Annotated in this window: 2 protein-coding genes and 1 pseudogene (1 of these 3 running past the window's edge); all 3 read left to right on the top strand. The window is 58.0% G+C overall.

Features of this window, described 5'->3' with window-relative positions; translation table 11 throughout:
* The coding region (locus tag GTN70_08135; protein ID NIO16953.1) for a hypothetical protein at nt 1-459 on the top strand (459 nt) is incomplete at its 5' end.
* A 141-nt stretch (nt 460-600) separates the two neighbouring features.
* Complete coding sequence (locus GTN70_08130) at nt 601-1,815, top strand: hypothetical protein (protein ID NIO16952.1); 1,215 nt, start codon at nt 601-603, stop codon at nt 1,813-1,815.
* A gap of 208 nt (nt 1,816-2,023) precedes the next feature.
* Nucleotides 2,024-3,705 (top strand): annotated as a pseudogene (locus GTN70_08125) (molybdopterin-dependent oxidoreductase) (it continues 726 nt past the right edge of the window).

The following is a 3,705-nucleotide window of genomic DNA, read 5'->3' as shown; positions in this document are numbered from 1 at the left end:
GCTGCAACCGGGGAGATGATTTCCCGGGCAATTGGACAGGCCCAGGCGTTCGTCCACTTTTCTCTGCCCGTAATCCCTCCCGCCCTCGTCGGGGCCCTGAAAGTGGCCTCGTCGCAGGTGCCGGTGAGGGGGATCACGGGTGAAGGGGGTGAGGACATTACGCCGCGTCCCGGGGAACATACCCGGAATGCGATGATGGGGGAAATCAGGAGAGCCAGGAAAGAGACGGGGGTGTGGGAGCCGCCCCCGCGGAGTATCCTCGTAATCGACGGCCTAGCCGCTTTCACGGGAGGAGAGAATCTCATTTCCGGGTCACCGGGCGGGGAGGATGCAGGCAATGAGGCAATCGAAACCGTAACGGACCCGGACGGGATATTTTCCCTGCACAACAAAATCCTCTCCCCCCTCTGGGCGGCCACGAGTGACCTTGGCGAAAAGATTTTCATGGACCCCGCGTGAGTCCTGACATGCTCTTGCAGGCCAGGGTTGCCCTCTCCGGCCTTTACGTCCCCTCACCCTTGAAGCTGGCAAACTCACCTTGCGGGAAAAGTGCTTCCTGTATATAATTAATTATAAATATTGAACTATAGTTTAAAAACTATGCGCAGGATACTCTCCTCCATAGTTTTACCCCTCATCGTACTCTCCCTTCCCCCTCTATTTGCCTATGGATCCATCTCTTACGAACCGTCGGGTTCCTGCGCCGGCTGTCACGCCGATATCTACAGCAGCTGGAAGGGTTCCCGGCATGCAGCATCCCTTGTAAACCCCCTCTTCAGGAAAAGCCTTGAGGAAATACGGCAGGGGGAGCCGGGAAGCGGCGGGAAATGCCTCTTCTGCCATGAGCCGTCATCAACAGTCCCGGAGGCCCCCCTCCGGGCGAAAGGAACGCCAAGGGAGGGCGTAACCTGCGATTTCTGCCACACCGTCTATGCCGCAAGGATCAGCGATCAATTCCCGCGATTTCTGAACAGGCCGGGAACGAAAAGAGGGCCCCTGGAAGGGGCAAAAAGCACGCACCACGGGGCCGCCTGCTGGCCCCTCATCCAGGATGCGAAACTCTGTGCGGGCTGTCACGAACTCAATAACCCCCACAACGTGGGGATACTCACCACGGGCTCTGAGTGGAGGGAGAGCGTCTACCGGGAAGAAGGGGTCCAGTGCCAGAACTGCCATTTCCTGAAGCCCTACCGGGAGGTCACCCTCCTCCGGAAAAAGCTGGCAGCCGATGAGCCACCGGACCACGGCGTGCGCGGAGGCCACGTCCCCATGTTTTTGGAAGAGGCCTTCAGGATGAGCGGTTACATCGTCGCCCTTGACGACAGTGCATGCGTGGAGCTCGAGATCTTAAACGACATGGGAGGCCACAAGCTGCCCACGGGCATGCCCACACACCGGATGATACTCAAAGCACGGCTCTTCGACGAGAGGGGTTTCATTCTGGGCGAAAGAGAAATGACCTTCGCGCGGGTGCTCGGAGACCAGACGGGAGCCCCCCTTGACTCCCCGGAGGATATGTTTCTCCGGGCCACACGGGTCCTCTCGGACAACCGGTTCGCCCCGAAGGAAAAGAGAAAAATATCGATAGCGTTCCCCCTCGAAAAAGAGAGGGAGAGAATGTTTGCAACCGTATCCCTCTCCTACGAGCTGCCGTCAAAGACCAACATTCCCGGAACGGAAACCATAGGGTTCAAGAACATCATCATCCCCCATAAGATCTGGCAGTTTCCAACGGGAAGACTGCTTGCCCTGTCTATCATCATCCTGGCAGCCCTCATCGTCTACGTCGCTTTCCGGCGCGCAAAACTACTGTAGACAACCCTGCGATGTACACCTCACTCGGCGGATGAGGTCGCCCCTGACGGGAAGAAATTTTCCCGCTTTGAATGGACACCGCCGCCGGGGGGTACAGGAGAAATCCCCGCTTTGTTTCCTGTCTTGGATTTCACGCAAAATGATACTAAGATGAGAAAAGTTGACCCAAGTCAAACAGGTTACCCGCTGAACCGGGTAATCATTTACCATGCGGGCACAGGACTCTTTTTGTGCCTGTTCGCGCAACAACTCTTTGAAAGGGGGGGACGTGAAAAAGATCACACGGCGGGAATTTCTCAAAAGCAGCGTCATAAGCGTATCGGTCCTGGGAACCACTGTTTACCTGAATCCCTACGAAGTTTTTGCAGGTGACCCGCTTTCGGAGCTTACCTGGGACAAGGCCCCCTGCAGGTTCTGCGGAACCGGCTGCAGCGTCATGGTGGGAGTGAAGAACGGAAAGATCGTGGCGGTACAGGGCGACCCGAAATCGTCGGTAAACCAGGGGACCCTCTGTGTCAAGGGCTATTCCCTCCCCTTCATACAGTACGGGAGGGACAGGCTCACCAAGCCCCTGGTGCGGATGAAAAAGGGGCGCTACGACAAGAGGGGAGAGCTCACCGAGACCACCTGGGACTTCGCTCTGGACCTGATGGCAGAAAAAGCCAGGAAGGCCATAGAGGAGAAGGGCCCAGCGTCGGTGGCCATGTTCGGGTCGGGCCAGTGGACGATCTGGGAGGGTTACGCCGCGTCGAAGCTGTTCAAGGGCGGGCTCAGGTCGAACAGCCTGGAGGTGAACGCCCGTCACTGCATGGCCAGCGCCGTCGCGGGCTTCATGACCACCTTCGGGATCGATGAGCCCATGGGGTCCTACGATGATTTTGCAAAATCGGACGTCTATGTGCTCTGGGGAGCCAACATGGCCGAAATGCACCCCATTCTGTTCTCGAAGCTGACGGACCGGCTGAAAACGAGCAACAAGGCCCGGCTGATCAACCTCACCGTCATGTCCACCATGTCCTCCAGCATGGCTGAGAAAGAGATCATCTTCAAGCCGCAGTCGGACCTGGCCATCGCCAACGGAATCGCAAACATCCTGATAAAAATGAACATGGTGAACAGGGATTTTGTGGAAAAACATACGCTGTTCAAGCATGGGAGGGAAAACATAGGCTACGGGCTCGAGGACAACTTCACGTTCAAAGAAGAGGCCAGGAAGGTCTCCTTCGATGAGTACAGGGAGTTCGTGTCCAAGTACACACCCGAGCACGTGGAAAAGGTAAGCGGCGTGTCTCCCTCCGACCTGCTCGAGCTGGCCAGCATCTACGGGGACCCCGGCCTCAAGGTCATGTCCTTCTGGACGATGGGCATGAACCAGCACACGCGGGGCACCTGGATCAACAACCTGGTGTACAACCTCCACCTGCTCACGGGGAAGATCAGCGACCCGGGAAACCAGCCCTTCTCTCTCACCGGCCAGCCCAGCGCCTGCGGCACCTGCAGGGAGGTGGGCACCTTCACGCACCGGTTGCCGGCAGACATGGTGGTGGCAAACCCGGAACACCGGAAAATGGCCGAGGAGATCTGGCGCCTGCCGGAGGGAACGATCCCGGACAAGCCCTCCTATCATGCCATAGAGATGGTACGGGCCCTGGACAGGGGGGATGTGCTCTTTTTCTGGAGCTCCACGGCAAACCCCTTCCAGGATTACCCCAACCTGAACCGGTACAGGGCCGGGGCGCTAAAGGAGGGGCGCTTCATCGCCGTCTCCGATGTCTATCCGACCCGTTCGACGGAAATTGCCGATGTGGTCCTGCCCACGGCCATGTGGGTCGAGAAAGAGGGGGCTTTCGGCAACGCCGAGCGCAGAACACACTTCTGGAAGAAAATGGT

This window comes from Deltaproteobacteria bacterium (assembly GCA_011773515.1).
GTDB lineage: Bacteria > Desulfobacterota > Deferrimicrobia > J040 > J040 > WVXK01.
Note: the sequence above shows the minus strand (reverse complement) of the source record. Positions and strands in the feature narration are given on the sequence as shown.

Excerpts from the sequence above, each read along its gene's own strand:
- GTN70_08130 (NIO16952.1), top strand. The coding sequence starts at position 601 with ATGCGCAGGATACTCTCCTCCATAGTTTTACCCCTCATCGTACTCTCC.